The following is a 26,119-nucleotide window of genomic DNA, read 5'->3' as shown; positions in this document are numbered from 1 at the left end:
GCCTCGATGAAGGCGCTCGTACTCGCCGGCGGGTCCGGCCGCCGGCTCCGGCCGATCACCCACACCTCGGCCAAGCAGCTCGTCCCCGTGGCGAACAAGCCGGTCCTGTTCTACGGCCTCGAGTCGATCGCCGAGACGGGCATCCGTGACGTCGGCATCGTCGTCGGGGACACGGCCGCCGAGATCGAGTCCGCGGTCGGCGACGGCTCGCGGTTCGGCCTCGACGTCAGCTACCTGCCCCAGGAGGCACCGCTGGGCCTGGCCCACGCCGTGCACACCGGCCGGGACTACCTCGGCGACGACGACTTCGTGATGTACCTCGGCGACAACTTCATCGTCGGCGGCATCAGCGCGATCGTGGACCGGTTCCGGGCCCATCGACCGGACGCCCAGATCATGCTGACCCGGGTGTCGGACCCGCGGGCGTTCGGCGTGGTCGAGCTGGACCGCCGGGGCCGGGCGAAACGGCTGGAGGAGAAGCCGGAGCACCCGAAGAGCGACCTCGCGCTGGTCGGCGTCTACCTGTTCACACCCCGCGTGCACGAAGCGGTCCGCGTGCTCAAGCCGTCGTGGCGGGGCGAGCTGGAGATCACCGACGCGATCCAGGAACTGATCGACTCGGGCTGCCGGGTGGACTCCACCGTCATCTCCGGATACTGGAAGGACACCGGCAACGTCGACGATATGCTGGAGGTCAACCGCCTCGTCCTCGACGGTGTCGTGGCCGGCTGCTCCGGCGAGGTCCACTCCAGCGAGCTGATCGGCCGGGTGGTGATCGAGCGGGGCGCGACCGTCATCGGGTCGCGGATCGTCGGCCCGGCGGTCATCGCGGCCGGGACGCGGATATGCGACTCCTACGTCGGCCCGTTCACCTCCATCGACAAGGACTGCTCCGTGATCGACAGCGAGGTCGAGTACTCCATCGTGCTGCGCGGGGCCTCCATCGTCGGGGTGCGGCGCGTCGAACGCTCGCTGATCGGACGCGAGGTCGAGGTCAGCTCGACCCCCCGGATCCTGCGGGCCCACCGCCTCGTCCTCGGCGACCACAGCACCGTGCGGGTCGCCTCATGAGAATCCTGGTGACCGGCGGCGCCGGCTTCATCGGCTCGCACTTCGTGCGGTCCCACGCCGACGAGGCCGACCTGACCGTGCTCGACAGGCTGACCTACGCCGGGAACCTGGCGAACCTGGCACCCGTCGAGGGCCGGTTCACCTTCGTACAGGGCGACATCTGCGACGCCGGCCTGCTCGAGCAGGTGGTGCCCGGCCACGACCTCGTCGTCAACTTCGCCGCCGAGTCGCACGTCGACCGGTCGATCGCCGGTGCCGGCGCGTTCGTCCACAGCAACGTCCTGGGCGTGCAGACCCTCATGCAGGCCTGCCTCGACGCGGGCACTCCGAAGGTCGTGCACGTCTCCACCGACGAGGTGTACGGCAGCATCGAGGCCGGTTCCTGGGACGAGACGGCCCCGCTCAGCCCGAACTCCCCCTACGCGGCGGCCAAAGCGGGCGGCGATCTGATCGCGCTCGCCCACGCGCGCACCCATGGGCTCCCGGTCAGCATCACCCGCTGCGGCAACAACTACGGGCCGTACCAGCACCCCGAGAAGGTCATCCCCCTGTTCGTCACCCGGCTGCTCGACGGCCGGAACGTGCCGCTGTACGGCGACGGCGGCAACGTCCGCGACTGGATCCACGTCGACGACCACTGCCGGGCCGTCCGGCTGGTCGCCGAGCGCGGCGAGGCCGGCGAGGTCTACCACGTCGCCGGAACCGCCGAGCTGACCAACCTGGAACTGACCGCCCGGCTCCTCGACGCGCTCGAGGCCGACTGGCCGCGCGTCGAGCGGGTGCCGGATCGCAAGGGTCACGACCGCCGTTACTCCCTGTGCGACAGCAAGCTGCGGGCACTCGGTTACGCGCCGCGGATCGTGTTCGAGCAGGGCCTGGCCGAGACCGTCGACTGGTACGCCGCTCACCGCCACTGGTGGGAGCCGCTCAGGGAACACGTCCCATGAGCCGATGCGGCGGGGCGGGGTCGCGCTACGCCTTGAACTGGACCAGAGCCGTACGGGACCGGATCCCCAGTTTGCGGTAGATCTGCCGCAGATGGAACCCGACCGTGTGGGAGGAGATGAACAGATGGCGCGCGGCCTGCCGGTTGGTGAGGCCGTCGGCCACCAGTTCCGCGACCTTCCGTTCCGTCTTGGTGAGGCTCTCCCAGCCGGAAACCGGGCGTTTCGCCTGGGTCCAGTGCCGGCGCCGCACCCCGAGCCGGCGCAGCCGGGCCCGCACGCGCGCCGCGTCCCGCTCGCCGCCGAGGCCGCCGTAGACGCTCATCGACCGGTTCAGCTCGCCGATCGCGCTCTCGTGGTCACCACGGTCGAGCAGTACGCCGGCGTGGTCCTCGGCCGCCGCGGCCTGAGCCCACGGGTTCCGGTGCAGCCGGACCGCGCGGGCCAGGGCGTCCGCGTCCCTCTCGGCGAGGGCGCGGGCGTGCGTGGCCGCGGCGACCACCGAGGCGACGCGCGGGTTGTGCGTACGGAGGTACTCCGTCGTCTCGACCACCGTCCCGGCGAGATCCGGCATGTCCGCCGCGAGCGCACAGCGCACACACCAGGCAGCGGCGGCCGAATCCTCCAGAACGAGTTCGCGCAGCGCGCCGGCGTGCATCCCGGTCTCCGCCAGTACGTCCGTCGCCACCCGTGCGTCCGCCCGGGCCTCGGCCAACTGCGCGTTCAGCAGCAGGCGTGCGGCCCACCACGGGCTGTGCGGATGCTGCGGGAAGTCCTTCTCCAGTGTCGTGACATACCCCTGGGCCTGGGAGAGTTCCCCCCTGCGCAGCGCGGCGAGGGCCAGCACCAGCCACGCCTGCGGGGCGAGCATCGGCACGCTGGGGCCGTCCGCGCCCACACCGGCACGCGCCGCCTCCTCGGCCTCGTCCAGACGGCCCTGGGCCAGATGCAACGGCGCCCGGAGCACGGCCGGGACGGCGGCGGCCAGCGTCCTCGCCCCCGGGACGATCGTACGGGCGAAGGAGTGGACGACGGCCGCGGCCTCCTCGTACTCGTCGGTCCTGGTGAGGGTGAAGGCGAGGAACCAGCGCGGATCGAGGAACGGCACGTCCTCGTCGCCGCGGTCGAGCGTGACGGCCTGGCGCAGTATGCCCACCGCGTCGGCCACATGGCCGTCCCGCCACTGGCTGAACGCGTGGAAGGTCATCGCGCCGACCTGTACGCCTCGCCCGTGCCGGTCGGGTGCGCTGAGGATCTTCCGCGCGCGCTGGACGGCGGTGTCGTCGCCGTTCAGGTAGGAGGCGGCGAGATGGGTGAGTACGACCTCGCGGTGCTGGGACGCGCCCTCCTGCGCCGCGAGCGCGTCCCGCGCGGCCTGGTACGCCATCGGCGCGTTGCCCAGCAGAAGCAGCGCGGCGGACATCGACGTCCGCAGCGAGGCGATGTCCGCGGCGAGTTCCGGCGGTACGGGGACGGCGAGCCGCGCGGCCTCGTCGATGGTGTCCTTGGCCAGGGCGATGGCCCGGTCCAGGTGGCCCGCCCTGGTGAACGCGTCGACCCCGGTCTTGGCCAGACGTACGCGTTCGGCCTGCCCGGGGGAGAGCATCTCCATGGCGCGGGTCGCCAGTGCCGCGGCGGTCGACGGATCGGTGGCCAGCAGCCGCTGGGATCCCTCGGCGATGACGCGCAGCGCCTCCGCGTTGCCGGGCCGGGCGACGTGCATCAGCTGGAGGGCGGCACGCTCGATGCCGTCGGGACGCGACAGCAGCATCTCCGCCGCCTGCCGGCGCAGCAGTGCGCACACGGGCGCCGGAACGGAGTCGAGCAGCACGCGCCAGACCGGCTCACTGCGGAACGCGAGGTCGCGCTCACCGCAGACCAGAAGCCCCCGGTCGACGGCCTCGTCCACTGCTGCGAGCAGGCCCACCGGAGCTTCGCCGAGCATGGCCGACAGATCCTCCGGTGCGAACGGCGAACCGAGCACCGCCGCCAGCCTGAGAGCCTTTATGGTGAACTCGGAGAGCGAGCGCAGATCCCTCTGGACCAGCGCGGAGAACCGCTTGGGCACCGGGGCCGGCAGACACACGACGGCCCCGCCGGGGGCGCTGCCGGCCGAGCCGGGCTGCAACCGCGAGGTGCCGTCGACCACACATAAGTCGCCGTCCTCCACGAGCCCGCGCACCAGCTCGATCACCGCACGAGGCGTGTCGTTGACGCTCTCCACCAGGGCGAGCAGCGACGGCTCGGGGGCGGCTCCGGCACAGTCGGCGACCAGTCGGCCCAACTCCTCGCCCGAGAGCGGCTCCAACTCCCGCAGGTGTTCCACCGGAAGCCTGCCCCGCAGCTTGCCGAGACAGGCCGCCACCGACTCGTACGGCGTGGCCGCGCTGTCCGGCGTGAAGGCGAGCAGCCAGAGGATCGGGCGAGCGCCGAGGCCCACGACGAGGTCGCACAGCACCGCCAGATCGGACAGGTTCGCCAGATGCAGATCGTCGAGCGTGACGACGGTGCGGACCTGCTCCGCCCTGTTGCGCAGCAGTGCCCGTGCGGCCTCGATCGCGAAGGAGGCTCTCGGCGTGTGGAATCCGTCCTCGGCGGTACGGGGCGCGGGCGGCTGCGCATCCGAAGGCGCCGGAGCCGCCCTGGGGAGGGCGTCACAGCCGGCCGGGACACCGTTGACGACCGAGAAGCCGTTCGCGCCGGCCAAGTTGACGGCTTCGACCAGAAGACGGGTCTTGCCCGCACCGGCCGCCGCCTCCACCAGGAGGACCTTGCTCCGCCGGGTGCTCGTCACCGTGTGCAGATTCGCGCTGATCTGAGCCAGCTGTTGTTCTCGGCCGCGCACCTGAGGCAGCGGCCGTGCAGTGGGTCCCATGACGCTCCATATCCGATTTTGAAGGGACGCAGACTAGTACGTACCCGGGTACCTGCACGACGTACACGGACGCGAGCGCCATGGGGGAGGCGCGGAGGGCTCACTGGTACGCAGGTGGTGAACTCATGGCGCACAGCCGGCCCCTCAGTGCTCCGGCGGGCGGCCCGACTCCTCGCTCACCCGGTGCCGGACCGGCACGCACAACGGCCCGGGCACCCGGGCCGCAAGAGGCCTGACGGGTAGTGGAATCTCCTCGTTCGTTTCAAGCGTTTTCCAAGTCTGCCGCGGGCAAGGTCAAGTTCGTACATGCGAGGACGGTGCCATCACCCTCGCGACCTGCGGCGATATCCGAGCGCATCCAGCCAGTGACCGAAAGTCGCCTCACTCTTGCGAAACTCAGGCGTAATCTTCAACAAGTTGTTGAAGAGGGTCTCATCTGCCCTTGCCCCGCAAGGGCGTTGACGGATTCGACGTGTCTCCTTCAGGGGGAAAGCCATGCCTGCAGCAGGGCAGGCGGTGCAGCGATGGAGCTGGACCGCGGCCGATGTAGGACACATAGCGTTGCGCGGTATCGCACAGGTCGCGCTCAGTGCGAGCCCGTGGACCGGGCTGCTGTTCACCGCCGCGCTGTTCGCCGGAGGCTGGCGGATCGGCCTGTACGGGCTGCTCGGCGCGGCGTCGTCCACCGGGGCCGCGGCCGTGCTGGGCGCCGACCGGGGCGGTCTCACCAAAGGCCTGGAGGGCTACTGCGGTTGCCTCACCGGCATCGCCGTCGTCGTCCGGCTCGGTGCCTCGTGGCAGACCGCACTCCTCGCCGTCGGTGCCGCCGCGATCTGCTCCGTGGTGGGAGCCGCGGCCGGCCGCCTCCTCGGCCGGGCCGGACTGCCCGCCCTGACCGCCCCTTTCTGCCTGGTCGCCGGCGTGCTCGAGATCGCGCTGCCGACCGGCGCGCCCGCCCCCGCGGCCCCCGCCGCCCGGGACGGCTTCACCACCCTGACGGCCGCCCAGCTCGGGCACGCCTTCTGCGACAACATCGGCCAGGTCTTCTTCCTCGACTCCTGGTACGCGGGCCTGATCCTGCTCGCGGGTCTGCTCGTCGCCTCCCGGAAGGCCGCCGCGGCGGCCGCCTGCGGCAGCGCCCTCGCCGTCCTCACCGCCTGTGTCCTTCGCCTGCCCGCCGACCGCATCAGCGAAGGGCTCTACGGCTACAGCGCGGTGCTGGTCGCCATCGCCCTCGGCGCGACCTTCCTGCCCCTCACCCCCTGGACCGCCGGCTACGCCGTCGTCGCCGCCGTGGCCTCGGTCCCCTTCACCGCGGCCTGGGCCACCTTCGCCCAGGCCCACGGCGGATCCGCCTTCACCTGGCCGTTCGTCGTGACGACCTGGCTCTTCCTGGCGGCCGCTCCAGCGTTGGACCGGCCCGGCATCTCGTCCGAGAAAGCGAAGTGACGCCATGAACCTCGCACCGCGCGAAATCGACAAACTGCACGTCTACGTGGTGGCCGATCTGGCCCGTCGCCGTCGCTCCCGCGGCACCAAGCTCAACTACAGCGAAGCCGCCGCCCTGATCACCGAGGCCGTACTGGAAGCCGCCCGGGACGGCCACACCGTCGCCGAGTGCATGGAACTGGGCCGCAAGGTCGTCACCGTCGACGAGGTCATGCCGGGAGTGCGCGAGATGCTCACGATCCTCCAGGTCGAGACGGCGTTCATGGACGGGACGAAGCTGGTCACCTGCCACGACCCGATCAGCGCCTGAACACCGTCTGAGAACCGAGGAGATAACGATGTCGGGTGGAGCCCACTACCTCTACGGGGACGACCCCGTGGAGATCAACCGCGGCCGGGCCAAGGCGCGCGTGACCGTCGCCAACACCGGTGACCGTGCCGTCCAGATCGGCTCCCACTACCACTTCTTCGAGGTCAACCGCGCGCTGCGGTTCGACCGCGAGGCCGCCTACGGCATGCACCTGGACATCCCGTCCGGCACAGCCGTGCGCTTCGAGCCCGGCGACACCCGCGAGGTCGACCTGGCCGCCTTCGGCGGCACCCGGCGCCTCGTCGGCTTCGCCGGGCTCGTCAACGGCGGCCTGAACGCCGACGACACCAAGCGTGCCGCGCTGCGCCGCGCCGCACACTTGGGTTTCGCCGACACCCACGACAGCGACACCGTCCACCACAACGAGGGGTCCGACCTCTGATGGCGATCATCCCGCGCAGGCAGTACACCGACCTGTTCGGCCCCACCGTGGGCGACCGGTTCCACCTCGCCGACACCAACCTGGTGGTCGAGGTCGAGTACGACCACAACGCCGGCTCCTACGGCGACGAGGCCGTCTACGGCGGCGGCAAGGCCATCCGCGACGGCATGGCCCAGGACCCGGCGGCTCTCAACCGTGAGGGCGCCCTGGACCTGGTCATCACCAACGTCGTGGTCCTCGACCCCGTCCTGGGCGTCGTCAAGGGCGACATCGGTGTCCGCGACGGCCTGATCGTCGGGGTCGGCAAGGCCGGAAACCCCCACGTCCAGAACGGCGTCGACCCCAAGCTGGTCATCGGGCCCGGCACCGAGGTCATCTCCGGCGAGCACCTGATCGCCACCGCCGGAGGCGTGGACACACACATCCACTTCATCTCGCCCCAGCAGGCCCAGGAAGGCCTGTCCAACGGCATCACCACCTTCTTCGGCGGCGGTACCGGACCGACCGACGGCAGCAACGGCACCACCTGTACCCCCGGCCCCTGGAACATCCACCGGATGCTCGAAGCCGCCGAGGACCTGCCCGTCAACGTCGGTCTGCTCGGCAAGGGGAACGGCAGTCTGCCCGAGGCGCTGCGCGAGCAGGTCGAGGCGGGTGTGGCCGGTCTGAAGGTGCACGAGGACTGGGGTGCCCCCCCCGCCTCGATCGACACCGCGCTCAGTGTCGCCGACGAGCACGACGTACAGCTGGCCGTGCACACCGACACCCTGAACGAGGGCGGCTTCTTCGAGGACACTCTGTCCGCTATCGATGGCCGGACCATTCACACCTTCCACACCGAGGGCGCGGGCGGCGGTCACGCCCCCGACATCATGCGGGTCTCCGGCGAGCCCAACGTCCTGCCGGCCTCCACCAACCCCACGCTGCCGTACACCATCAACTCCGTCGACGAGCTGCTGGACATGGTGATGGTCTGCCACCACCTGTCCCGCGACATCCCCGAGGACGTCTCGTTCGCCGACAGCCGGGTGCGCGCCGAGACCATCGCGGCGGAGACGGTGCTGCACGACCTCGGCGTGATCAGCATCTTCTCCTCCGACTCCCAGGCCATGGGCCGGGTCGGCGAGTCCTTCGCCCGCGCCTTCCAGACGGCCCACCACTGCAAGGAAGTGCGCGGGGCGCTGGCCGAGGACAGCGAGCGAAACGACAACGCCCGCGTGCTGCGTTACCTCGCCAAGCTCACGATCAACCCCGCCATCGCGGTGGGCGCAGCCGACGTGATCGGCTCGCTGGAGCCCGGCAAGATCGCCGACATCGTTCTCTGGCCCATCAACTCCTTCGCCGCCAAGCCCAAGCTGATCGTCAAGGGCGGCATGGTGAACTGGGCGCTGATGGGCGACCCCAACGCCTCCCTGCCGACCCCTCAGCCGGTCTACTACCGGCCCATGTTCGGCGCCCACGGCCGCGCCAGGCAGCGCACCGCCGTCACCTTCATGTCCCAGGCGTCCATCGCCGCCGGCGTCCCCGGCGAGCTGGACCTGCGCCGGCGGATCGAGCCGGTGCAGCGCTGCCGGACCGTCGGCAAGCAGCACATGGTCCGCAACGACGCGCTGCCGCGCATCGAGGTCGACCCGGAGACGTACAAGGTGACCGTCGACGGCGAACCCGCCACCATCGAGCCGGCCGAGCGCCTGCCGCTCAACCAGCTCTTCTACATCGTCTGACCTCCTCCCCATCCCCCGGAAACCCGACGGGTCGTGGGGCGTGGCACAACCGCGCCCACGGCCACCACCCAGGCCGGCCCCCGGCGCACGGCCACCCGGCAGAAACGGACGACCCGGCGTGAACGACCCGATGCCGACCCCGGCGCTGCTGACCGGCCTCCAGCTCACCGACTCGGCCTTCCCCAGCGGCTACTACACCCTCTCCCACGGCCTGGAGGGCTACCAGCAGGCCCGCGAGGTCACCCCCCGCACCCTGCCCGCCCTCCTGCACGACCTGCTGCGACACGGCGTGGGCCCGGCCGACGCCACCGCTCTCGCCCTCACCCACCGCGCGGTGACGGCACAGGACTGGCCCACGGTGGTGGCCGTGGAGCGGCGACTGCACGCCACCAAGCTCGGCCGCGAGGCCCGGCAGGCGGCCGTCCGCACCGGACGGCAACTGCTCGACCTGGCGGGCGAGGTCTACGGCACACCGCAGATCGAGCGCTACCGGACGCTGTACCGGGAGGGCGCGGTACGCGGTTGCCAGCCCGTCGTCGCGGGCGTCGTCCACGCGGGCAACGGGCTGACCGCCGAGCAGGCGGTCACCTGCGAGCTGTTCGCCTTCGCGGCCAGCTTCGTGGGTGCGGCGCTGCGGCTGCGGCTCGCCGACCACCGCCGCGCCCAGGTCGTCCTGCACACCGCCGCCCCCGTGATCGAGGAGACCGTGGCGGCGGCCCTGGACCGCGAACTGGCCGACCTCGGTGGCTGCGTGCCCATGGCCGACATCATGGCCGGCCGCCACGAACGCGCCGAGGCCCGGCTGTTCGCCAGCTGACCGCGGGCCCCGCCCGCCACCTCGAACACACCACTCTCGACAAGGGACCGCCACCATGCACGACCCCACACAGGTACGAGGCTCCCAGCACCACCACGATCACGACGACTTCGTACGGCGGCCCGCGGACGGCGTGCTGCGCGTCGGTGTCGCCGGCCCGGTCGGCTCCGGCAAGACCGCGCTGATCGAGGCACTCGTCCCGATGCTGATCGAACGGAGCCGCACCCCTGCCGTGATCACCAACGACATCTACACCTCCGAGGACGCCGCTCACGTACGGCGCACCCTGGACGGGATCCTCGACGCGGACCGCATCGTCGGCGTCGAGACCGGCGCCTGCCCGCACACGGCCGTCCGGGACGACCCGACGATGAACCAGGCCGCCGCCGACGAGATCCTCGAACGCTTCCCGCAGGTGGACACGCTGCTCTTCGAGAGCGGCGGCGACAACCTGACGCTGACCTTCAGCCCCGCACTGGTCGACCTCTTCCTGTTCGTGCTCGACACCGCCGAGGGGGACAAGATGCCGCGCAAGCGGGGACCGGGCATCACCGAGTGCGAGCTGCTGGTCATCAACAAGATCGACATCGCTCGGTACGTGCGGTGCGACCTCGCGGTGATGGAGTCGGACGCACACCGCGTCCGGGACGGAAGGCCGGTGGTCCTGACCAACTCCCTGACCGGACAGGGCCTGGACACCATCGCCGACTTCCTGCTGTCCCACGAAGCCGCCCACGCGGCGGAGCGCGCGACCGGCCGGGAGGCGGCGACCGCATGACCACGGCGCCCGCGCGGCTGGACCCCGCACACTACGAACCCCGACGGGTACCGGCCCCGATGCTCGCCCTCGCCGGCACCCCGGACACCCTGGCCGCCGGGCGCCCCGGCAAGGTCGGCCTGCTGGAACTGCGGTACGCCCGCGTAGGCGACCGCACCGAACTCGTCCACCGCTACCAGAAGTCGCCGCTGCAGATCATGCGCCCGCTCTACGTGGACCCGCTGCGGCCCGACCTGCCGGTGACCTATCTGATGTCCACCGGCGGCGGTGTCGTCCAGGCCGACCGCAACCGCATCGACGTCCACTGCGGGCCGGACACCGCCGTCCACCTGACGACCCAGGCGGCCACCAAGCTGCACCGGACGGAGTTCGACCACGCCACCCAGGTCGTCAACCTCACCGCGGAGGCGGGAAGTTACGTCGAGTACCTGCCCGACCCGCTGATCCCGTACCGCGACGCGCGCTTCTACCAGCACACCCAGGTGATCGCGGACCCCACGGCCACCGTGCTGCTGGGCGAGACCGTCGCGGCCGGCCGACTGGCACGCGGTGAACGGCACGCCTACCGGCAACTGTTCAGCGACCTGGAGATCACCCGGCCCGACGGCGAGCCGCTCCTGGTGGACACCGTCCGGCTGGACCCCGCCGAGCCCGGCTCGGTGACCGGTCCCGCGGTCTTCGCCGGACACGACCTGATGGCGACGCTCTACGCCCTGACCCCCCTGGCACCCGCCGCCGAGGTGGCCGACGCCCTGCACGAGGCACTGCTGGACACCGGCCTGGCCTTCGGCGTGAGCGTACTGCCCGACGACTGCGGGGCATGGGCGAGGATCCTGGGCGACTCCCCGCCCGAGATCACCCACGCCCTGCGCGCCGCCTGGAACGCCCTGCGCCTGCGCCTCATCGGCGTCCCCGCCCCGGACCTGCGCAAGACCTGACCGCCCGTCCGTAGACGTCGGGGCAGGATCCGTGATCGGGTTGGCGGCATGAGTTCCCTCATCCGTCACGTGACCATCGACTGCGCCGATCCCCACGCCCTGGCCACGTTCTGGGCCCAGGTCCTGGACGGTTCGCTCGCGGACGACGACGTTCCGGGCGACCCGGAGGCCCAGGTCACCACCGCGACCACGGCTCTGCTCTTCCTGCGGGTCGAGGACCGCAAGACGTCGAAGAACCGTGTCCACCTCGACCTCCAGCCCCAGGACCGCACCCGGGACGAGGAGGTCGAGCGCCTCCTCGCCCTCGGCGCCACACTCCAGGCCGACCACCGCCGACCCGACGGAACGGGATGGGTCACGCTCTACGACCCCGAGGGCAACGAACTGTGCGTCGAGCGAAGCGCGGCGGAACGGGGCAGCGCCTGAAGCGTGCGCTTCGCGGGGCAACGATCGTCCGCCTCCTCCCCGACCCGCGCCTGCCCTCGGCCTTCGGCCGCATAGCGGTGGGCCACCTGCTCGACGTGCTTCCGGCCCTGCTGATCGAGAAACTGACCGGGCGCCGCTACGGCGACGTGATCGCCGCCAGGATCCTCCGCCCCCTGGGACTGACCGGCACGCTCCTCCCGGGCAACGATGCGCGCCTGCACGGCCCGTCGTACACGGCTACTCCGGGTGACGGACGGCAGCCTGCGCGACACCACGGTCTACGACCAGTCCTCCGCATGAGGCGCGGGGGAACTGGTCGCCACCGCCGCCGGCCTCTTCCGTTTCCAGCGCGCCTTGTCCACGGGGGCGCTCCTGCCGCCCCGGGCGCGGGAGAAGATGTTCACCCTGCCACCGGTGCGCACGCAGGACGGCGGACCGGCCCGGTACTCCAGCTCCTCGGTGACGAACCGCCACAACCGGCCGGTATGGAAAGGCAGTTCGGAGCGGAAGACGGTGGAGGAGATGCCGTACTCCTCCGTTTCCGGGACGTGGTCGCCGTTGAGTTCCATGCCCCAGCCGGGGCCTGCTGGGCGCGCTCGAAGTCGAAGAGCCGGGTACCGAGCACGTCCTCGACGCTCACGTGCCCGTGGACGGCGGGCGCGATACGGGCCACCGGGTTGAGACGGGTGGGCGTCGCCCGCAGCCGGCCGGCGGTGGCGTCGTCGACGAGGTCGAGCTTGAGCAGCGTGGTCTTGCCCGCGCCGAGGAAGCCGGACAGCACGGTCACCGGCAGTCGGTCGCGCGTCATGCCCGTTCCCCTCAGCCCTCGGGGCGCAGCAGCCCGCGCTGGTACGCCCTGACCAGGCGCTGCGGTACGAGGTGACGCACACCCTCGATCAGGACCGGGACGAGCACCGGTGCGGCCGCCTTCCACTGTGCTCGGCGGTGACGGGTGTTGCTGCGGGACAGCTTGCGCTTCGGGACGGCCATGGTTCTCCTCCTTGGGTGAGCGAGCAGAACGCTATGTAAAAATGGATTCCATTGCCAATGGTGTCCTTCAGGGCTTGCGGTGTGCGGACCGGACCTCGAAGAGGCGTGGCTGTACGTCCGTCGCGATGGTGGCCGCCTGATCCATGTGTACGTGGGTCTCGGGGTTGGCGAGCATCGACCGGTAGTGCTCCTCGGTCTCCCACTGGGCGTAGTTGATCACGCACCGGCCGTCGAGAGAGGTGTGGAAGTTGGCGCAGATGAAGCCGGGTTGGTGCTTCATCGTCTCCTCGGTGGCCTGGGCGAGCAGGCTGATGAGTTCGTCCTGGCGCTCGGGCGGGACGGTGAAGACGTTGATGAGGGTCACCACGGGCCGGGTGGTGTCGACGTGAACGGTAACGGTCATGGGGTGATCTCTCCCCTTACCGCCCTCGTGCTCTCGCGCGTGACTCCGCATTCCCCCGATCGGAGGCGCGGTCGCGCAGGGGCCGGGGAGCGGGGGAACGGACCGGTGTGACGAGACCGGTGTGCCGGCCCTCGCGTGCGTCATCGCCCGGCGACGGGCGAGCCTCGGCCGAGGTGACCGGATCGCCGGCCCGCACGCCGTGCGGGTGGTGGGCGACCGCCTCCGCCCCGTGCGCCACCCGTGGCCCCGGACGGTTGGAGTGGCGGACGTGGATTCCGGCGCGAAGTGCGGGTGCGGCGCGTGTGGCGTTCCGCCCTCGCGAACCCCGTGCCAGGTCGTTCGGTGAGAGCGCGGCAGGCCGCCGGGCCCGTTCGGGCGCGCGCCCGCGTATCGCCGGCGGCGGGGGATCCCACCGCCGGCGCGGCACTCACCGTCCCGGTGCCCCCGCCCGCAACCCGTCCATGACCAGGTCCAGGAGCCGGGCGGCGCGGGGGCGCCAGTCGTCGTTCGGGTCGATCTGCCACAGGCCCGCTATGGCGAGGAGGAAGTCGTCCCCGGTGACTCCGGGCCGGATGGTGCCGGCGTCCTCGTTGGCGCGGAGCAGGAGTTCCGCCGCGGACGTCACCGGTGTGTGGGGCGGCTTCGTCGGGCCACCCGGCGTGCCGGTGGCCTGCCGGATCGCGTCGGCCAGTCCGGCCTTGGTCATCGCGAACTCGGCGAGCCGGTCCATCCAGGCCCGCAGGGCCTCGTCGGGCGCCCGGGTCGTGAGCAGATGGGTCGCGCTGGCGGCGACCTGATGGATCTCGTGGCGGTAGATCTCGAGGACGAGTGCTTCGCGGTTGGGGAAGTTGCGGTAGAACGTGCCCTGCCCGACCCCGGCCTTCTTGGCGATCGCGCTCAGCGGGGCGTCCGCGCAGTGCGACAGTTCGGCGAGTGCGACGTCCAGGATGCGCTCGCGGTTGCGCTGCGCGTCCGAGCGCCGGGGTGAGTCGTTCTGCTGTGGCACTCGTCCTCCTCGAGGGTCCATGGCCGAACCCCGCCCTTGCTAAGCGGACGACTGTCCGTTACGTTTTCAGGTAAACGGACAGCTGTCCAGATATGCTCACGATAGCCGCGGACGCGGCCCTACGGCAGTTGCCCGGCTGCCACTGTCCGGACCCAGCATCGCGCACCTTCGCTTCGCCCCGCGGCACAGGCCCGCACGGCGCATCCCGGCGCCGCCCGGTACACCGACTGCCGGACCTTTATCGTCTGCCCTGTACATGCGAAAGAAGCAGCTCATGACTTCATCGACGTCCAGTGTCATCACCTTGAAGATCAACGGCGAGAAATACACACTGCCCGTCGACCACCGCACCACCCTGCTCGACGCACTCCGTGAGCGCCTCGATCTCACAGGCACCAAAAAAGGCTGTGACCAGGGACAATGCGGGGCCTGCACCGTTCTGCTCGACGGACGCCGGGCCGTTGCCTGCCTGCAACTGGCCGTCGCGGCCGAGAACCGCGAGGTCACCACCATCGAGGGCGTGGCCGACGGGGACGGGTTGCACCCGGTCCAGCAGGCCTTTCTCGATCTGGACGGCTACCAGTGCGGCTACTGCACCCCGGGCCAGATCTGCTCGGCGATCGGGGTGATCGAGGAACACGCGGCGGGCTGGCCGAGCGCCGTCACCGAGGACGTCCACCCCGAAGCGGGGCCACCCCTGCTGACCGCCGACGAGATCCGGGAGCGGATGAGCGGCAACCTGTGCCGCTGCGGCGCGTACGTCTCGATCGTCGAGGCGGTGGCCCGCGCGGCCCAGGCCAAGGCCCGGACCGACGAGCGACGTACGACGGCCGACGCCGGCGCGAAGGAGGCCGCGGCATGAGGGAGTTCGACTACCAGCGGGCGACCGACGTCGCCGGGGCCGTCGCGCTGCTCGGCGCCGACCCGGACACACGCTTCCTCGGCGGCGGCACCAACCTCGTCGACCTCATGAAGACCGGTGTCGAGCGGCCCGGCCGGCTCGTCGACATCCGCGAACTGCCGCTGGACGAGATCGAGTCGACGCCCAGCGGCGGCCTGGGCATCGGTGCCACCGTCTCCAACGGCGACCTGGCCGCCCACCCCGAGGTCCGGCGCCGCTACCCGGCGCTCGCGCAGGCGGTCCTGGCGGGCGCTTCCGGTCAGCTGCGCAACATGGCCACGGTCGGCGGAAATCTGCTGCAGCGCACCCGCTGCGGCTACTTCACCGACGTCACCAAGGCCTGCAACAAGCGTGTGCCCGGCAGCGGTTGCCCCGCCATCGAAGGCGAGCACCACAACCACGCCATCCTCGGCGCGAGCGACCACTGCATCGCCGTACACCCCTCGGACATGGCGGTGGCCCTCACGGCCTTCGACGCCGTGGTCCACTTCGAAACGGAGGACGGGCCGGGGGAGTTGCCGCTCTCCGGCTTCTATCTGCCCGTCGGCGACACCCCGCACCGGGAGACCGCCCTGCCGCCGGGCGCGTTGATCACCCATGTCACGCTGCCGCCGGCCCCGGTCGCCGTCAACTCCCGCTACCGCAAGGTGCGCGAACGTGCCTCGTACGCGTTCGCCATCGGCTCCCTCGCCGCAGCCCTCGACGTCCGGGACGGCCTCGTCCGGGACGTGCGCCTCGCGCTCGGCGCCGTCGCCTCCCGTCCCTGGCGGGCCGCCGCGGCCGAGCGGGTCCTGGCCGGTGCGCCGGCCGACGCCGAGACCTTCGCCGCCGCGGCGGACGCCGAGCTGGCGGCGGCACGCCCGCTACCGCACAACGGATACAAAGTGGACCTCATGCGCAACCTCGTGGTGGCCGTCCTGTCCGAACTCGCCGAGGAGGCCGCACGATGACGACCGTCGCCCCCGGAACACCTCTGCGGACGGCCTCCGTCGGCACCGCCCACACCCGTATCGAGGGGGTGGAGAAGGTCACCGGAGCCGCCCGCTACGCCGGAGAGGTGCCCTTCGCCGACCTCGCGCACGGCTGGCTGGTGCTGTCCACCGTCGCGCGCGGCCGTATCCGCTCCCTGGACACCGATCCGGTACTCGCCATGCCGGGTGTCCTCGCCGTCCTGGACCACCGCAACGCGCTGCGTCTGAACACCGACTACACGGGTCTGCTGGGCATGCTGCCCGACCCGACCCTGGCCGTCTTCCAGCACGACCGGGTGCCGTTCCTGGGCTGGCCGGTGGCGCTGGTCGTCGCCGAGACGTCCGAGCAGGCCAGAGAGGCCGCCGAGGCGCTCGTGGTGCGGTACGACGAGGAGCCGCACGACGTCGGGTTCACCGGTGAGCGCGCGGACGCCCACCCGGCGGACGGCGTCATGCCCGGGGTGACCGGGAAGGGCGACCTCGACGCCGAGCTGGCCGCTTCGGCCGTCGTCGTGGACGCCGAGTTCACCACCCCCGAAGAGCACCACAACCCGATGGAGCCGCACGCGGCGACCGCCCTCTGGGACGGCGGCCGTCTCGAGGTGATCGACTCCAACCAGGGCGCCACCTGGGTCGTCGGCGAGCTCGTGAGCCTCTTCTCGCTCGACCCGGGCTCGGTGCGGGTACGCTCCGAGCACGTCGGCGGCGGCTTCGGCAGCAAGGGCCTGCGCGCCCACCAGGTGGCCGCCGTGATGGCCGCGACCGTGCTGCAGCGTCCGGTACGCGTGGTCCTGACCCGTCGTCAGATGTTCTCGCTGGCCGGCTACCGCAGCCCGACCAGCCAGCACGTCAGGCTCGGCGCCGACGCCGACGGACGGCTGCGGGCACTGGGGCACGGCTCGGTCAGCCTCACCTCCACGGTGCACGAGTTCGTCGAACCGAGCGCCGGGGTGGCCCGAGTGATGTACGACGCCGCCGCCCACCACACCGCCAACCGCGTCGTCCGGCTCGACGTGCCGACCCCGACGTTCATGCGCGCCCCGGGCGAGGCGCCGGGGTCGTTCGCGCTGGAGGCCGCGTTCGACGAACTCGCCGAGAAGTGCGGGATCGACCCGATCGAGCTGCGCCTGCGCAACGAACCCGACAAGGGGCCGGTCTCCGGCCTGCCGTTCGCCGGCCGCAATCTGCCCGCCTGCCTCCGGGAGGGCGCCCGCAGATTCGGCTGGGCCGACCGGGACCCGCGCCCCGGAGTGCGCCGGGACGGCCGCTGGCTGCTCGGTACGGGCATGGCGGCGGCCTCCTTCCAGGCGGGCGCCGGGCCGTCCACCGCGACGGTCACCGCGCACCCGGACGGTACGTTCACCGTCCGGATCTCCGCGGCCGACATCGGCACCGGGGCCCGTACCGCACTGACCCTGGTCGCCGCGGACGCCCTCCAGGTCGCGCCGGAGCGGGTCCATGTGCGCATCGGGGACAGCGACTTCGGCCCGGCGATGATCGCCGGCGGATCCATGGGCACCCGCTCCTGGTCCTGGGCCATCAAGGTCGCGGCCGGCGAACTGCTCGAACGGCTGGCCCTCGGCGCCGACATCCCGCCCGAGGGAATCACCGTGAGGTCGGACACCACCGCGGCCATCGGTGCCCTCACCCCCGCCGAACGGCACTCCTACGGGGCGCAGTTCGCCGAGGTCGCCGTCGATGTCACCACCGGCGAGGTGCGGGTGCGGCGCATGCTCGGCGTCTTCGCGGCCGGCCGGATCGTCAACCCGCTCACCGCACGCAACCAGTTGCGGGGCGGCATGATCTGGGGCATCTCCATGGCCCTGCACGAGGAGGCCGTCCGCGACCGCGCCTCGGGCGGCCATGTCGGCGCCGATCTCGCCGGATACCACGTGGCGACCCACGCCGACGTGCCCCACGTCGAGGCCGAGTGGATCGACGACGACGATCCGGACGACCCGGTCGGCATCAAGGGCATCGGCGAGATCGGCATCGTCGGCGCCGCGGCCGCCGTCGCCAACGCGGTCTGGCACGCGACCGGCGTACGCCACCGCAGCCTGCCCATCCGGCCGGACCGGGTTCTGTCGGCCGCCGCGGGGACGCCGGATGCTTGATCTCGCCGAGGAGCTGGAGCGCTGGATCGAGGAGGGCCGGGAGTTCGCCGTCGCGACCGTGGTGGCGGTCGGCGGCAGCGCGCCGCGCGGTCCCGGCGCCGCGCTCGCCGTCGACAGCGCGGGCACCGTCGTCGGCTCGGTCTCCGGCGGCTGTGTGGAGGGCGCGGTGTACGACCTGTGCCTGGAGGTGCTGCGGACCGGACAGAGCCGGGTCGAACGGTTCGGCTACAGCGACGACGACGCCTTCGCCGTGGGACTGACCTGCGGCGGGACGATCGACATGCTGATCACGCCGATGGCCGGACCGGCGCGGACGGTGTCGGCGTCGGCCCTGTCGGCCGCCGCCCGGCGCGAACCGGCGGCCCTCGCCCGGGTCGCCCGCGGCCCGGCCGGACTCCTCGGACGCGCCCTGCTGGTCCGGCCCGACGGCACGTACGAGGGCGGTCTGGACGGCCACCCGGACCTGGACCGGGTGGCGGCGGCCGAGGCCGGTGCCCTGCTGGAGGCGGGGCGCACCGGCACGGTGGACCTCTCGGCGGACGGCTCGCACTGCCCCGGCGGTCTCACCCTGCTCGTCGAGTCGAACGTGCCGCCCCCGCGCATGATCGTCTTCGGCGCGATCGACTTCGCGTCGGCGCTGGCGCGGGCCGGCAGGTTCCTCGGCTACCACGTGACCGTCTGTGACGCGCGGCCGGTCTTCGCGACGCGGGACCGCTTCCCCGACGCCGACGAGGTCGTCGTCGACTGGCCGCACCGCTATCTGCGACGCACCGGTACCGACGCCCGCACGGTCCTGTGCGTGCTCACCCACGACGCGAAGTTCGACGTACCCCTGCTGACGGCCGCCCTCAGGATGCCGGCGGCGTTCATTGGCGCGATGGGCTCACGGCGCACCCATGAGGACCGCACCCGGCGGCTGCGGTCGGAAGGCGTGAGCGAGCAGGAACTGGCCAGACTGCGCTCGCCGATCGGCCTGGATCTGGGCGCCCGGACGCCGGAGGAGACCGCGCTGTCGATCGCGGCGGAGATCGTCGCGCTCCGGCGGGGCGGGACCGGCCTCCCGCTGACCGGCGCGAAGACGCCCATCCACCATGACGGCCGAAAAGGGAGGAGGCGGGCAGTCGCCTGAGAGGGTAAGATATTCATCGACCGATGAATTACTGCTCTCGTGATGGGCAGGACTGCCATGGAACAGACCACGTGCTGCGTAGTGGGAGGCGGCCCCGCGGGCATGGTGCTCGCCCTGCTGCTCGCCCGGTCCGGTGTCGACGTGACCGTGCTGGAGAAGCACGGCGACTTCCTGCGTGACTTCCGGGGCGACACCGTGCACCCCTCCACCCTGGCGCTGCTGGACGAACTCGGTCTGGCCGAGCGCTTCGCCCGATTGCCGCAGCGCCGGGTCCGCACCGTCCAGCTGCCGGTCGGGCCCGGCGGCTCGAACGTCACGGTGGGAGACCTCTCCGTACTGCCCGTTCCCTACAACTACGTGGCGATGGTGCCCCAGTGGGACCTGCTGGCCCTGCTCGCGGACGAGGCCGCCCGCGAGCCCTCCTTCCACCTGCGGATGAACACGGAAGCGACCACCCTCCTGGTCGAGTCCGGACGCGTGAGGGGAGTGCGCTACCGCACCGCCGAAGGCCGCACCGGCGTGTTGCGCGCCCGACTGACCGTCGCCTGCGACGGCCGCGGATCGCTGGCCCGCGCACTGCCGGAACTGGGCCTGCACCACTTCACCTGCCCGATGGACGCGTGGTGGTTCAGGCTGCCACGCCAAGAAGGCGACCCGCAGGGACTCGTCGGCGGCGCCGGCGACCGCTTCCTGACCGCGATGATCGACCGCGGCGACTACTGGCAGTGCGCCGGACTCATCCCCAAGGGCACCGACGCCGAGCGCCGGGCCGCCGGACTCGACCGGTTCCAGGCCGAGTTCACGGCCGCCGTCCCCTGGCTCGGCGATCGCACGCGCGCCCTGCGCTCATGGGACGAGGTCAAGCTCCTCGACGTACGCCTGGACCGGCTGCGCCGCTGGCACCGCCCCGGCCTGCTGTGCATCGGCGACGCCGCGCACGCCATGTCCCCCATCTTCGGTATCGGGATCAACCTCGCGGTGCAGGACGCCGTGGCCGCCGCCCGCTGTCTCACCGGGCCGCTGCGCCGGGGAACCGTGGGCCTGCGCGACGTACGCCGGGTGCAGCGCCGCCGCCTGCCCGCGACGGTCACCACCCAGGCCGTCCAGCGGCTGGCGCACGCCAACTTCGTCGCTCCCGTCCTGCAGGGCCGGCCGCCTCTGGGGAGCGCGCGGCGGGCCCGGCGCCTGGCACACCTGCTCGCCGGGTCGCGCTGGGTCCGCCGGATCCCCGCGTACTTCATCGGGTACGGCGCCCGGCGGGAACGGCCCCCGGCCTCGGCGCTGCGCCGCCCGGGGGCGGTCACCGCCGTGCCGCCCGGGGCGCCTGACCGCACGGCAAAGGCGTCTCCTTGAGTCGCCTGGACGGACGTGTCCTGCCGGCGCCGGCTCGTTCGTCGTGAAGATGAACAGGCGGCATGGCCAAGGAGGACACCACGAAGTGCGTACTGCTGCCCGACCCGCGGCGCCGACGGGACGACCGACGGGTCGAACCGGCTCCGCGAACCCGACACCGCCACGACGGTGGTGGTCGAGCAGGGCCGCTCCACCGTCATTGACCGTCACCTGATGGAGGCCAAGAAGGCGATCGGCGACTACGCGATCGTCTGGGTGCCGGGCCTGGACGCCGCCCTCGAACCGGCGGCGAGCTTCCCGGTCCCCGACGGCAAGGCGGAGGCGCGTCCGATCTCCGGGCGCTGACCGCGTCGGTGCCCGGGAGTCCCGCTCCCCGGTCGAGCGGGTCTTCCGCGCGGGGGCGGGCCGGCCGACCGCCGGCCCGGTCCGCCTCTTCGGCGACTTCGACCGGGCCGTCGTGATCAGCCACACCGACGGCCCGGCCGGCCGGCCTTCCGCCTCACCGCCAACCCCGCCGAACGCTCCCCGCTCACCGCCCGCCCGCACGGCGGCGCGGACAGTGCCGAGCGCCCTTTCCGGTCACCGCGGCGGCGCGGGACCATGGAAGAGGCAGCGCAGTCGGGGTGCGATGCGTCGGTGGTGAGGGCGATGAAGGGTTCGACCAGGCTGGGGACCATGTGGGGGCTGGCGGTGCGGGCGCACTGGAGCGTGCCGTTGGTCATGCTCTTCTTCGCCTACGGCCTGGCTGCTCGCACACTGCCCGGGTACGCACCGGGCATGACGCCGGCGGTGTACGCGGTCGCAGGAGTGGCCGGGGCCGTGCTGTTGCTGGTGAGTCTGCTGGTGCACGAGCTGGCGCACGCGCTAACGGCGCGCAGAGCGGGCATGTCCGTACGGGACGTGACCCTGTGGGCGCTCGGCGGCTTCACCCGGATGGACCGGCCGCCGACGGCACGGACCGCGTTCGTGGTCGCCGTGAGCGGACCGGCGGCCAGTCTGCTGCTCGGCGGGGCCGGCCTCGGCGCCGCGGCCGCGGTCGACGCCTCGCTGGGCTGGCGGATCGTCGTCGCCGTGCTCGGCTGGCTCGGCGGCATGAACCTGTTGCTGGGCGTCTTCAATCTCCTGCCCGCCGCACCCCTGGACGGAGGCCGGGTGCTGCTCGCCCTGCTGTGGTGGCGTACGGGGGATCGCGACCGGGCCCAGCGGGCGGCAGGGCGTTGCGGTCAGGTCGTCGGGACGGCGCTGGCCGCCCTCGGCTGGCTGGCGTTCGCGCGCGGACTGACGGGTGGCCTGTGGCTGATGCTCGTCGGCATCTTCGTGGCAGCCGTGGCCGCGGCCGAGCGGCGCTGGGCCGAGCTGGCCACCGCCCTGCGGGGCGTCCGGGTCGGGCAGACGATGACCGCGCCGGTGGTCACCGGTCCCGACTGGCTGACCGTCGACCGGTTCCTGACCGAGGTGGCGGCCGGGGCGCGACACTCGGTGCTGCCCCTGCTCGACTTCGAGGGCCGCCTCAGTGGTGTCGTCAGACTGCGGCGGTTGACCACCCTGCCCGACCCGCAGCGGGCAGCACTGCGTGTCCGGGACCTGGCGACCCCGCTGTCACGCTGCGCGCTCGCGGCGCCCGACGAGTTGTTGAACTCCGCCCTGGAGCGCCTCGCCACCGGAGGCCGCCTCCTGCCCATCCTCGTCATGGACGACAGCCGGTTGTGCGGCATCGTCACCGCGCACGACATCGACCGGTCCCGCCGCAACGCCGGGCCGCTCTCGGGCGCCCGTCCCGCTTGACGCGTCGGTCTTCGCGACCCGCGGGGCGCAGCGGAAGTCCCCGGTGCCGGGGGCTGTCGGACCGTGAACCCTCCTGTCTCGCAATGCCAGGAGCGGGGCGCCGGTGGGGCATGAGTGCGCCGGCGGCCCCGCGGATGTGGTCGACGCGCAGCGGGGCGGGGGAGCCGTGGTCGCCCGGGTGCAACGTGGTGCTGACCGCGCTTGAACGTCGACGTGGGCGCCCCGCGGCGCCGAACCCGGCCGTCTTGCCGAGCCCGATGCCGTCGGAGCCGGACATCCTGCCCACCAGAACGTGCCGCGTTTCCAGGCCACTTGACGGACGTTTGGTCCGTACCTATGGTCTTCGCTCGACGCTCCGTTCAGGGAGTCGCATCCTGTTCACATACGAGGACGTGTCTCATGCAGGACATACCCGCTCCACGTCGTCGCAAGTCCCCGCGGTCCGCTCTGGCGTTCACCGCGGCGGCCGCCCTGCTGACCACCGGGCTTCTCTCCTGGCCCGGCACCCAGCGGGCAGCGGCCGCTCCCGCCGCCTTCGTCCACCCGGGCGTCACCGTCTCGCGTGCTCAACTCGACTTCGCGCGCGGCAAGGTGCTGGCCGGCGCCCAGCCGTGGAAGGGCGCGTACGACCAGATGATGGCGAGCCCGTACGCGAGCCTCGGCCGTACCCCCAAGCCCCGTGCCGTCGTCGAGTGCGGTCCGTACTCCAACCCCGACTACGGCTGCACGGACGAGCGCGAGGACGCCATCGCGGCCTACACCGACGCACTCGCCTGGTACGTCACCCGTGACGACCGGTACGCGAAGAAGGCGATCGACCTGATGGACGCCTGGTCCGCCACGCTCACGAGCCACACCAACAGCAACGCGCCCCTGCAGACCGCCTGGGCAGGAGCCTCCTGGGCCAAGGCCGCCGAACTCATCAAGTACACGTACCCCGGCACCTGGCCGAACGAGGGCCGGTTCGCCACCCTGCTCCGCACCGTCTACCTGCCCGAAGTCATCAACGGCTCCAACTCCAACGGCAACTGGGAGCTGACGATGACGGAGGCGGCCGTCGGCATCTCCGTCTTCCTGGAGGACAAGGCCTCCTACGACTCGGCCATGGCGCGCTTCCGTACCCGTACCGCCGCCTATGTGTACCTCTCCTCCGACGGCGACCTGCCGAAGACCGTGCCGAGCCAGAACCTGAACACCCGGGACAAGATCGTCTCCTACTGGCAGGGCCAGTCCACCTTCGTGACCGGACTCACCCAGGAGACGTGCCGCGACTTCACGCACACCGGGTACGGCATCTCCGCCATCTCGCACGTCGCCGAGACCAGCCGGATCCAGGGGCAGGATCTCTACGGCACGGATGTGGGTGAGCGGCTGCGGCAGGCGCTCGGTTTCCAGTCCAAGTACGAGCTGGGCGCCGCGGTGCCGAGCTGGCTGTGCGGCGGATCCGTCAAGCGGGGGCTCGGCCCGGTCACCGAGGTCGGCTACAACGCCCTGCACAACCGTCTGGGCATCGCCATGTCCAACACCCAGACCCTGACCGAGCAGAACCGCCCGGCCGGCACCAACAACCTCTTCGTGGCCTGGGAGACCCTCACCGCCGGCGACAACCCGAACTGACCGGCGCGGGCGTTCGGCCCGGCTTGCGCCGGCGCCCCGAAGAGCGCCGGCGCAAGCCCGGTGGCGCCGGCCTCGGTCACGTGGTGACCGAGTAGGAGTGCACGCCCGTGCCGGCCAGGGCGCCCGCGTCGACGATGAGGTACTCGTCGCGGATCGGGCGGCCCGTGAACCAGGACTCCAGGATCTCGCGGGTGCCGGCCGCGTAGCGTGCCTGCGCCGAGAGGGAGGAACCGGAGATGTGCGGGGTCATGCCGTGGTGCGGCATGGTGCGCCAGGGGTGGTCGGCGGGGGCCGGCTCCTCAACTGGCGTTGCGGGAAGGTGCCGTTCACGATCCTCGGGGTCGTTCGCGCCGGTCAAAGCGAACTGCGCTATGCCGGTATAGCCGACGGCTATCAGGCGCGCAGATCCGCAGCCGCTCGTCCGGCGCGTCCCGCAGCCCCGCCTCCCGCGCCACCTTCAACAGCTCCTCCGCCAGGACGGACTGCGGCCTCGCTGCGGGCGACGACCAGCCCCACGCGCGGGCCGTGCGCGGGGCCCGCCGGCGGCACCACCCGCATTCCCTCCGGCACCCCGAACATGTGCAGCCAGGCATGTGAGACGACGCTGGACCAGCGGCCGCCCGGCAGATGGGCGTAGAGCCCGGCGACGCTGTCCGACTCGATCGCGGGGGCGGCCGTGGCTGCGTCGGCCGCGAAGCACGCGTCGATGATCCGCCGGTTGCGCATCCGCGGGGGACAGCAGGCACAGCGGCAGGGTCGCGGCCTGCGACCACCGGGCCGCGTCGGCGCCGCCGAGCGGGCCGTCGACCGGGGTGAGGAGGACGTACCGCTCCTCGTAGAGCGGGAAGCGGCGGACCTGACGCAGGGTGTCGTCGTCCAGGTAGGTCATCGCCGCGTCCAGCTCGAACTCCGCCAGGCCGTGCCTGATCTCCGCCGACGACAGCGACCCCAGGGTCACGGCGGCGCGCGGATGGCGGTCGCAGAAGGCAGTGGTCAGCAGGGAGACGACCGGGAGCGCCGTCGGTACGACCCCCAGCCGGAGCGTGCCGGTCAGACCGCCGCGCAACGCCGACAGTTCCTGGCGGAGCGCGTCCCGCTCGGCCAGCATGCGCCGCGCCCACGCCAGGACCACCTCGCCCTCGGGGGGCAGCCCCTCGTACCGCCGGCCGCGCCGCACGATCGGCACATCGAGCTCGTGCTCCAGCCTGCGTATCGCGGCCGACAGCGACGGTTGCGACACGTAGCAGGCGGCCGCCGCACGGGCGAAGTGACGTTCCCTGGCGAGCGCGACGAGGTACTCCAGCTGACGCAGCAGCATGCACGGCCTCCGTGCGGAGAGGGAGCCCCGCGGAAAAGGGAACCGACGAGGTCGGGCCGGCGCCGGTCAGAGCGTGAGCAGCTCCTCGTAGAATCCGCCGAAGCCCCGCTCACGGTCGACGAGGTGGATCTCCAGGATCCAGTGACAGCGCCGTCCGGCCTTGTCGGTGCGCCGCAGCGAAGTGCCGTTGGCCGGCGTGATGTACGACTCGACGTCCGCGCCGTCGATCCGCTCGTGCGGAAACTCGCCGACCAGGTGCCCGGCATGCCATCCACCCAGTTCCCAGCCGGCCTCGGCGGCGAGTCGGGCGACTTCGGCGTGCAGTGCGGCACCCGTGATCTCCGGATCGCTCCGGAAGAACCGCTTGCCGGCCTGGAAGACCTCGGGCAGATCGTCGCGCAGGCGGTGCTTGACCGGATCGTCGCCGAGCACGAAGGTCCTGCCGAAGTCCGCCTCGTACTCCTCGAAGATCGGCCCGAAGTCGGCGAACGCGATGTCGTCCGCGCTGATCACCCGGTCCGGCGGGTTCTCCTTGTACGGCACGAGGGTGTGCGGTCCGGCCCGCACGATCCGCTTGTGCCAGTGCCGGGTCGTACCGAACAGCTCGTTCGCCAGATCCCGGATCCGGTCGCTGACCGCGCGCTCGCCCTCGCCCGGTGCCACCAGCCCGCGTTTCTCGATCTCCGCGAAGAGCAGAGCTGCCTTGGCCTGGGCGTCCAGCAGACGTTCCGCGCGTGTGGTCTCGTCATCCGCCATGG

The 26,119-nt window shown here is 71.9% G+C and carries 24 protein-coding genes and 3 pseudogenes; 18 read left to right on the top strand and 9 right to left on the bottom strand.

Features of this window, described 5'->3' with window-relative positions:
• Positions 1 to 6 precede the first annotated feature (6 nt).
• Both ADK64_RS09310 and rfbB read left to right on the top strand, forming a co-directional pair.
• Entirely contained in the window at positions 7 to 1,071 is a 1,065-nt protein-coding gene (locus ADK64_RS09310; protein ID WP_053656951.1) for a glucose-1-phosphate thymidylyltransferase, read from the top strand.
• Entirely contained in the window at positions 1,068 to 2,018 is a 951-nt protein-coding gene (gene rfbB, locus ADK64_RS09305) for a dTDP-glucose 4,6-dehydratase (RefSeq protein WP_053656949.1), read from the top strand. The genes ADK64_RS09310 and rfbB overlap by 4 nt, the downstream gene beginning before the upstream one ends.
• A 25-nt stretch (positions 2,019 to 2,043) precedes the next feature.
• On the opposite strand, the gene ADK64_RS09300 is transcribed toward rfbB, so the two are convergent.
• Entirely contained in the window at positions 2,044 to 4,890 is a 2,847-nt protein-coding gene (locus tag ADK64_RS09300; protein WP_053656947.1) for a LuxR C-terminal-related transcriptional regulator, read from the bottom strand.
• 495 nt (positions 4,891 to 5,385) lie between these two features.
• Here ADK64_RS09300 and ADK64_RS09295 point away from each other — a divergent pair, with 495 nt between their 5' ends.
• The 8 genes from ADK64_RS09295 (at position 5,386) to ADK64_RS09260 (ending at position 11,774) form a co-directional block, all read left to right on the top strand.
• Complete coding sequence (locus tag ADK64_RS09295; RefSeq protein WP_063789879.1) at positions 5,386 to 6,339, top strand: urea transporter; 954 nt, start codon at positions 5,386 to 5,388, stop codon at positions 6,337 to 6,339.
• A 4-nt stretch (positions 6,340 to 6,343) separates the two neighbouring features.
• Positions 6,344 to 6,649, top strand: a complete 306-nt coding sequence (locus ADK64_RS09290) for an urease subunit gamma (protein ID WP_053656943.1) — start codon at positions 6,344 to 6,346, stop codon at positions 6,647 to 6,649.
• 28 nt (positions 6,650 to 6,677) lie between these two features.
• Positions 6,678 to 7,091, top strand: a complete 414-nt coding sequence (locus tag ADK64_RS09285; RefSeq protein WP_053656940.1) for an urease subunit beta — start codon at positions 6,678 to 6,680, stop codon at positions 7,089 to 7,091.
• The gene (ureC, locus tag ADK64_RS09280; protein WP_053656938.1) at positions 7,091 to 8,815 is read left to right on the top strand and encodes an urease subunit alpha; all 1,725 of its coding nucleotides are present in this window, start codon (positions 7,091 to 7,093) and stop codon (positions 8,813 to 8,815) included. The genes ADK64_RS09285 and ureC overlap by 1 nt, the downstream gene beginning before the upstream one ends.
• Before the next feature lie 130 nt (positions 8,816 to 8,945).
• Complete coding sequence (locus ADK64_RS09275) at positions 8,946 to 9,632, top strand: urease accessory protein UreF (protein WP_053657122.1); 687 nt, start codon at positions 8,946 to 8,948, stop codon at positions 9,630 to 9,632.
• A gap of 55 nt (positions 9,633 to 9,687) precedes the next feature.
• Positions 9,688 to 10,410 (top strand): urease accessory protein UreG, encoded by a 723-nt coding sequence (gene ureG / locus ADK64_RS09270; protein ID WP_078992566.1) that lies wholly within the window; start codon positions 9,688 to 9,690, stop codon positions 10,408 to 10,410.
• Positions 10,407 to 11,348, top strand: a complete 942-nt coding sequence (locus ADK64_RS09265) for an urease accessory protein UreD (RefSeq protein WP_053656937.1) — start codon at positions 10,407 to 10,409, stop codon at positions 11,346 to 11,348. The genes ureG and ADK64_RS09265 overlap by 4 nt, the downstream gene beginning before the upstream one ends.
• Positions 11,349 to 11,396: 48 nt before the next feature.
• Positions 11,397 to 11,774: a VOC family protein gene (locus ADK64_RS09260; RefSeq protein WP_053656935.1), complete on the top strand. Its 378-nt coding sequence runs from the start codon at positions 11,397 to 11,399 to the stop codon at positions 11,772 to 11,774.
• Between the two features lie 446 nt (positions 11,775 to 12,220).
• Here ADK64_RS09260 and ADK64_RS44800 read toward each other — a convergent pair.
• From ADK64_RS44800 to ADK64_RS09240, 5 genes and pseudogenes are all read right to left on the bottom strand, one after another.
• A pseudogene (locus ADK64_RS44800) lies at positions 12,221 to 12,519 on the bottom strand (GTP-binding protein); the annotation flags it as partial.
• A 15-nt stretch (positions 12,520 to 12,534) separates the two neighbouring features.
• A pseudogene (locus ADK64_RS48910) lies at positions 12,535 to 12,582 on the bottom strand (hypothetical protein); the annotation flags it as partial.
• An 11-nt stretch (positions 12,583 to 12,593) separates the two neighbouring features.
• Complete coding sequence (gene rpmF, locus ADK64_RS09250; RefSeq protein WP_053656931.1) at positions 12,594 to 12,764, bottom strand: 50S ribosomal protein L32; 171 nt, start codon at positions 12,762 to 12,764, stop codon at positions 12,594 to 12,596.
• Positions 12,765 to 12,831: 67 nt separating this feature from the next.
• Positions 12,832 to 13,167 carry an antibiotic biosynthesis monooxygenase family protein gene (locus ADK64_RS09245; protein WP_053656930.1) on the bottom strand — a complete coding sequence of 112 codons (336 nt, stop codon included), beginning with the start codon at positions 13,165 to 13,167 and terminating at the stop codon, positions 12,832 to 12,834.
• 427 nt (positions 13,168 to 13,594) lie between these two features.
• Positions 13,595 to 14,194, bottom strand: coding sequence for a TetR/AcrR family transcriptional regulator (locus tag ADK64_RS09240; protein WP_078992565.1), 600 nt, complete (start codon positions 14,192 to 14,194; stop codon positions 13,595 to 13,597).
• Between the two features lie 253 nt (positions 14,195 to 14,447).
• Here ADK64_RS09240 and ADK64_RS09235 point away from each other — a divergent pair, with 253 nt between their 5' ends.
• The 8 genes from ADK64_RS09235 (at position 14,448) to ADK64_RS09205 (ending at position 24,043) form a co-directional block, all read left to right on the top strand.
• Positions 14,448 to 15,035, top strand: coding sequence for a 2Fe-2S iron-sulfur cluster-binding protein (locus ADK64_RS09235; RefSeq protein WP_053656927.1), 588 nt, complete (start codon positions 14,448 to 14,450; stop codon positions 15,033 to 15,035).
• Positions 15,032 to 16,024 (top strand): FAD binding domain-containing protein, encoded by a 993-nt coding sequence (locus ADK64_RS09230; protein WP_053656926.1) that lies wholly within the window; start codon positions 15,032 to 15,034, stop codon positions 16,022 to 16,024. The genes ADK64_RS09235 and ADK64_RS09230 overlap by 4 nt, the downstream gene beginning before the upstream one ends.
• Positions 16,021 to 18,159 (top strand): xanthine dehydrogenase family protein molybdopterin-binding subunit, encoded by a 2,139-nt coding sequence (locus tag ADK64_RS09225; protein WP_053656925.1) that lies wholly within the window; start codon positions 16,021 to 16,023, stop codon positions 18,157 to 18,159. Before ADK64_RS09230 ends, ADK64_RS09225 begins: the two co-directional genes overlap by 4 nt.
• Positions 18,152 to 19,288, top strand: a complete 1,137-nt coding sequence (locus tag ADK64_RS09220; protein WP_053656924.1) for an XdhC family protein — start codon at positions 18,152 to 18,154, stop codon at positions 19,286 to 19,288. The genes ADK64_RS09225 and ADK64_RS09220 overlap by 8 nt, the downstream gene beginning before the upstream one ends.
• A 57-nt stretch (positions 19,289 to 19,345) precedes the next feature.
• Complete coding sequence (locus ADK64_RS09215; protein WP_053656923.1) at positions 19,346 to 20,641, top strand: FAD-dependent oxidoreductase; 1,296 nt, start codon at positions 19,346 to 19,348, stop codon at positions 20,639 to 20,641.
• 168 nt (positions 20,642 to 20,809) lie between these two features.
• Positions 20,810 to 20,986 carry a hypothetical protein gene (locus ADK64_RS45825; protein ID WP_159046203.1) on the top strand — a complete coding sequence of 59 codons (177 nt, stop codon included), beginning with the start codon at positions 20,810 to 20,812 and terminating at the stop codon, positions 20,984 to 20,986.
• Between the two features lie 303 nt (positions 20,987 to 21,289).
• The gene (locus ADK64_RS09210; protein ID WP_053656922.1) at positions 21,290 to 22,426 is read left to right on the top strand and encodes a site-2 protease family protein; all 1,137 of its coding nucleotides are present in this window, start codon (positions 21,290 to 21,292) and stop codon (positions 22,424 to 22,426) included.
• A 399-nt stretch (positions 22,427 to 22,825) separates the two neighbouring features.
• Positions 22,826 to 24,043 (top strand): alginate lyase family protein, encoded by a 1,218-nt coding sequence (locus ADK64_RS09205; protein WP_053656921.1) that lies wholly within the window; start codon positions 22,826 to 22,828, stop codon positions 24,041 to 24,043.
• A gap of 76 nt (positions 24,044 to 24,119) precedes the next feature.
• On the opposite strand, the pseudogene ADK64_RS09200 reads toward ADK64_RS09205, so the two are convergent.
• The 3 genes and pseudogenes from ADK64_RS09200 to ADK64_RS09190 all read right to left on the bottom strand — a co-directional run.
• A pseudogene (locus ADK64_RS09200) lies at positions 24,120 to 24,341 on the bottom strand (NAD-dependent formate dehydrogenase); the annotation flags it as partial.
• Positions 24,342 to 24,500: 159 nt separating this feature from the next.
• Positions 24,501 to 25,361 carry a LysR family transcriptional regulator gene (locus ADK64_RS09195; protein WP_234384507.1) on the bottom strand — a complete coding sequence of 287 codons (861 nt, stop codon included), beginning with the start codon at positions 25,359 to 25,361 and terminating at the stop codon, positions 24,501 to 24,503.
• A 66-nt stretch (positions 25,362 to 25,427) separates the two neighbouring features.
• The gene (locus tag ADK64_RS09190; RefSeq protein WP_053656917.1) at positions 25,428 to 26,117 is read right to left on the bottom strand and encodes a M24 family metallopeptidase; all 690 of its coding nucleotides are present in this window, start codon (positions 26,115 to 26,117) and stop codon (positions 25,428 to 25,430) included.
• Positions 26,118 to 26,119: the final 2 nt, after the last annotated feature.

This window comes from Streptomyces sp. MMG1121 (assembly GCF_001280015.1).
Lineage (GTDB): Bacteria > Actinomycetota > Actinomycetes > Streptomycetales > Streptomycetaceae > Streptomyces.
Note: the sequence above shows the minus strand (reverse complement) of the source record. Positions and strands in the feature narration are given on the sequence as shown.